We start from the raw sequence: 5109 nt of genomic DNA, 5'->3' as shown, positions 1-5109 counted from the left end.
CTGGCGGTGGAGTCGCATGAGAACTGGCTCGAAGCTCACCGCTACCTCAACATGGACGACCTGAAGGAGCACAAGAAAACCACTCTCCGCGAAGCTGCTTAGCCAGCCTGTCGGGCCGCCCCGCTTTGCAAAACTTGACGCACACAATCGGTCATAATCACTGTGCCGAGGATCTAGCGGGGAGCCTCAGCTCGCCCCGGATGGCCATGTCACCAAGATCTTTGGACTGGTGGGGGATATCACTGAGCGCAAGCGCTGGGAGGAGCACCAGCAGCTTCTCATCAACGAGCTGAACCACAGGGTGAAGAACACCCTTGCGACCGTGCAGTCCATTGCCTCTCAAACGCTCCGTAACGCTTCCACCACACAGGAGGTGATGCAGGCTCTGGAGGGACGCCTGATGGCTCTCTCGCGAACACATGGTGTGCTCACGCGTGAGAACTGGGAGGCGGCTGACCTCGGGGTAATCGTGGAGCAGGCTGTGGAGCCCTACAGTGCCACAAGCGAAAATCGCCTGCACATCCGCGGACCGAAGGTTCGCCTGCCGCCTCGCATGGCCCTGGCGCTTGCCATGGCCCTGCAGGAGCTGGTGACGAATGCGGTAAAGTATGGTGCCCTCTCAAACGCGGCAGGGGAGATCCGAATCACCTGGGCGGTTAAGGACAACGAAGACCAGACCCGCCTTCTTCTTCGGTGGGAGGAGAGTGGCGGTCCGCCCATTCAGACACCCACTCGTCGAGGGTTCGGCACTCGCTTGATCGAGCGGAGCTTGGCTCAGGACCTCGATGGCAATGTTACCATCAAATTATCGCCAATGGGGCTAGTCTGCACCGTCGATGCTCCCCTGCAGCGAAATTTGTGATCGAAAGAGCGTGTTTGATCCCCAACGTTGTGATTGAACCGACCCGTACTCATGCCCTATCTGAACCTGCTCTTGATGGAGAGACGCTAATGAAAGCCGCCGTTGTATCGACAGACGTCTCCGAGAGTGCAGAGGCCGGTCGTGACCTAGCCTCGCAGATCATCGACAAGCTGGGTTCTCCTGCCCAGGCCATCATCCTTTTCGCGGCGCCTGAGCATGACCACAAGAGCCTGCTCGCGGCGCTTCGGCCGGCCTCCATCTCCGGGGTCATCGTAGGAGCATCATCGGCCGGTGAGTTCACAAACGAGGTGCATGGGACTGGTTTGGCCTGCGCCCTGGTGCTGGCGGGCGACGATGTCGCTTTCGCGGCGAGTGTCGGACGTGATCTCAAGCGCGACGCTGGCGCGGCCGCACGCCAGATTGCATCCGGCTTCTCCGGACCATCAACCTCGCAGTTCGAGCATCGGGCTGCTCTGGTCCTGACGGATGCGCTTGCAGGGTATGCCGATGTGCTGGTTGACGAGCTGACCCTCGCGACGGCTGGCCAGTATCAGTTCTTTGGCGGCGGAGCGGGCGACAATGCTCGCTTTCAGCGGACGACCGTCTTCTGCGGAGAGGAGGTGCTGGCCGACGCCGCTGTCGCTCTCGAGATCCTGTCCTCCAAGCCCCTAGGAGTGGGCGTCAGTCATGGATGGGAGCCTGCTTCTCGCCCCCTGCGGGTGACCGAAGCGGATGGCATGCGGTTGATCAGCTTGGACGGCCTCCCGGCCGTCGAGGTCTTCGAGGAGCATGCCGAGACGATCGGAAATTCCATCGACCGAGAGGAGCCCATCCCGTTCTTCCTGCACAACATCCTCGGCATCGAGACGGGCGCCGGCTATCGCCTGCGGGTGCCGCTGGCGGTCCTGCCGGATGGCTCAGTGCTCTGCGCCGCCGAGATCCCGGTCGGTGCTGTGGTGAGGATTATGCGCACCACCCACGCCTCGGCTGTCGAGGCGGCTGAGCGTGCTGCGGATGCGGCGGTCAGCTCCATGCCGAGCCGGCCGGTTGCCGCCCTGTTCTTCGACTGTGTGGCAACCCGGCTGCGAATGGGCGAACACTTTGAGGAAGAGCTTGCCGGTCTGCAGGGGCGGCTTGGGCCTGTCCCGGTGGCAGGCTGCAACACGCATGGGCAGATCGCCCGCGCAGAAGGGCAGTTCCAGGGCTTCCACAACTGCACCGCCGTTGTTTGCGTTTTCCCTGAGTAGCCCGTTGGACCCCGCTGCCCTGTTTCCTCTGCTCAATGCCTTCGCGGTCCCTTCTGCAAGGCGGGAGGCTGCATCGCAACTCGCAGCCCACCTCGGCGCCGAGGTCTTCCTGATGTTGCTGAGGGACCAAACAACCGGACGGTCCCGGCCCGCACCAGGGTTTCCGCAGACGCTGCCTGGCGGACCGACATGGCGGCACTTCCTGGCCCGGTGTGCCGAGCCTGGGGAGTTCGCGTGCAACGTCGTGCTTCCAGACCAGTCTCGAACGGTCTTGGCTCGCGCGCTCACCTCTGTGGACGGTGTCACCCTCGCACTGCTCGGCGGGGAGCCGCGCGTACCCCTGGGCGAGGTGGCAGCTGCATGCTCCCTGCTCATCGCGCTGCTACAGGCAGAGAATGCGGCCATGGAGGCCCACGGCCATGCCTCAGCGGCGGAGGAGGCAACCCGGCGAACCACCGAGCTGGCGAGAGCACTCGACGCGGCCCGGGCAGAGCTTGCCTCCAAGGCCACACAGCTTCGTCAGCTGAATGCCACCCTGGAGCAGCGGATTGCCGAAGAGATAGAGGAGAGAATGAAGGCCGAAGCAGCCCTGCGTCAGGCCCAGAAGATGGAGGCGATTGGTCAGCTCACCGGGGGCGTAGCCCACGATTTCAACAACCTGCTCACCATCATCAAGTCATCAACCGACCTGCTGCGCCGCCCGGGCCTCGCCGAGGAGCGCCGCAGCCGGTACGTGGACGCCATTGCCAACACCGTTGATCGTGCCGCCAAGCTGACGGGACAGCTCCTCGCCTTTGCGCGCCGGCAGGCGCTCAAGCCCGAGGTGTTCGACGTGCCGGATCGTGTGGGAGCTGTGGCAGACATGCTGCGGTCGATCGTAGGCTCGCGCATCCAGATCGTGGTGGACATCGCCTGTGAGAGCTGCTTTGCCGAAGCGGACGTGGCGCAATTCGAGACGGCGCTCATCAACATGGCCGTGAATGCGCGCGATGCCATGAATGGTGAGGGCACCCTCACGGTCCGGGTGGCCATCACATCCGAGATGCCCCCGGTCCGGAGGCATGCTGGCAGCCAGGGCCGCTTCGTTGCCGTCTCTCTGGCAGACACGGGATCCGGCATCCCGCCCGATAAGATCGGGCAGATCTTTGAGCCGTTCTTCACCACCAAAGAGGTCGGCAAGGGTACTGGGCTCGGTCTCTCCCAGGTCTTCGGCTTCGCCAAGCAGTCCGGCGGCGACGTGGATGTAGAGAGCGAGGTCGGGCATGGCACCGCCTTCACCCTCTACCTGCGGCAGGTCGATGGCGAACTCAGCGAAGAGCCGGCAGCCCCTATTGATGAGGGAGTCCAAGACACAACGTACGGACGTCGTGTGCTGGTGGTGGAGGACAACCTCAGCGTTGGCCGGTTCTCAACCCAGATCCTGCAGGATCTTGGCTATAAGACGACCTGGGCCACCAATGCCGATGAGGCGCTAAAACTCCTCGAAGAGGCGCCGCGGGACTTCGACATCGTGTTCTCGGATGTCATGATGCCGGGTCGGAGCGGTGTTGAGCTCGGCCAGGAGATCAAACGTCGCTACCCTGGCCTGCCGGTGGTGCTCACATCCGGTTATAGCGAGGTGCTTGCCAATCAAGGTCGGCATGGCTTCGAGCTCGTGCACAAGCCCTATGCCGTAGATGAGCTGTCGCGCGTCCTCAGGCGCGTCGCACAAGCCGCACACCAACGAGTGCACAAACGACGAAATCCGCACAACTGAGGGAAGCTAGGCATTACAGTGGCTTAGCACGTGCAAAAGTCCCATGCGAAACGCTCAACCGCACGCTTGAGAAGAGCGGCCACGTTCCACTCGATCGAAGTCTAGTGGATTGGAGGCTCACAAAGAGGGACGTAATCTCGCAGAACCGCACTTCGGACAGGCGGCTCAGTCTCGAGCGAGTGCGTCCCAGGATCTGCTCCTCAGATCTCAACCATAACGCCCGCCGCCAGCTTCAGGAGACCGCCAAGCATCTGGAAGCGTTGGCGGAGGAAGAGCGGAGGGGTCGGGAAACCGCTCCCGTTCAGGTCTCACGCTCGACCCAGGAATAGACACCGCGAATTGCGCGGAACTGGAGTCTATGGAATGCCGCACCAGTGGCGTTCCGCCCCCAAAGGTAAGCCTCTTCATCGGATGGTCCGCACTGGGTCAGGTACAGTCGTTAAGCCTGGCCGTGTGAACGTCCGCTTTGACCTAGGAAGCTGTCCTACTCTGCAGGGCTGCGTTCCATTGGACCTTGCTCAAGCGGAACGCAGGCAGCTCCTGCCTTAGCCGTCCCATTAACGTATGCTTTGATGTTTGGAACAACCCGCTCCTAAAGCCTTAGAGTTCAGTGGAGCAGGAGCAGCCGATGCTGGTCGTGAACAAACATGGCTAGCCTGTTCTCCCCGCGGCAGTTGCGATGACGGTTCACCAGATAGCCTAGGGGCTCGTTTGAGGATGGCGTCTTTCGCAAAAGCCCCTTCAACGAATTGGCTAAGCTGAGACGATCCGGCCCCCCTCACGTTGTGGGGACTAGAGACCAATCCACGGAGCGCCTTATGGACCGCGACCCAAACCGCATGAACATTCTAACCTCTGTGGGCTTTGGAGGTATCGCAGTAGTTCTTGTCCTGCTGATCGTCTTCTATCTGATCCTCAGTTGATCATGCGTGCGATAGAGTTGTCCGTGCAATTCGCAGAACCCCTCACATAAATTTCGGCTGATCCCGAGAGGTCAGGCGTTCCCACATCAGCAATACCTTGAAGGGAGAGGATATGGGCTGGTCGATTCCTATTGGCTCTGTAAAGGGCACAATCATCCGTGTCCACTTTACCTTTCTTCTCTTTCTTGTCTGGATTGCTGTGACACATTATGCGCAGGGTGGACGCGACGCAGCCCTTCAAGGTGTTATCTTCATTCTTCTGCTCTTCCTGTGCGTTCTGCTGCACGAGTTCGGCCATGTTCTGGCGGCCCGACGCTATGG

General features: G+C 61.4%; 3 protein-coding genes and 1 pseudogene. All 4 read left to right on the top strand.

Annotated features, from left to right (window positions below; genetic code table 11):
* Positions 1–229 precede the first annotated feature (229 nt).
* Positions 230–862: a sensor histidine kinase gene (locus tag JKG68_RS30970; protein ID WP_312891062.1), complete on the top strand. Its 633-nt coding sequence runs from the start codon at positions 230–232 to the stop codon at positions 860–862.
* Between the two features lie 89 nt (positions 863–951).
* Positions 952–2109, top strand: coding sequence for an FIST signal transduction protein (locus tag JKG68_RS30965; RefSeq protein WP_202066149.1), 1158 nt, complete (start codon positions 952–954; stop codon positions 2107–2109).
* Between the two features lie 4 nt (positions 2110–2113).
* Complete coding sequence (locus tag JKG68_RS30960) at positions 2114–3865, top strand: ATP-binding protein (RefSeq protein ID WP_246516099.1); 1752 nt, start codon at positions 2114–2116, stop codon at positions 3863–3865.
* 1035 nt (positions 3866–4900) lie between these two features.
* Positions 4901–5109, top strand: a pseudogene (locus JKG68_RS33075) (site-2 protease family protein); the annotation flags it as partial.

Source organism: Microvirga aerilata (genome assembly GCF_016743775.1).
Classification (GTDB): Bacteria; Pseudomonadota; Alphaproteobacteria; order Rhizobiales; family Beijerinckiaceae; genus Microvirga; species Microvirga aerilata.
This window is presented reverse-complemented; position numbering and strand designations above follow the sequence as displayed.

Excerpts from the sequence above, each read along its gene's own strand:
- JKG68_RS30965 (WP_202066149.1), top strand. The coding sequence starts at position 952 with ATGAAAGCCGCCGTTGTATCGACAGACGTCTCCGAGAGTGCAGAGGCC.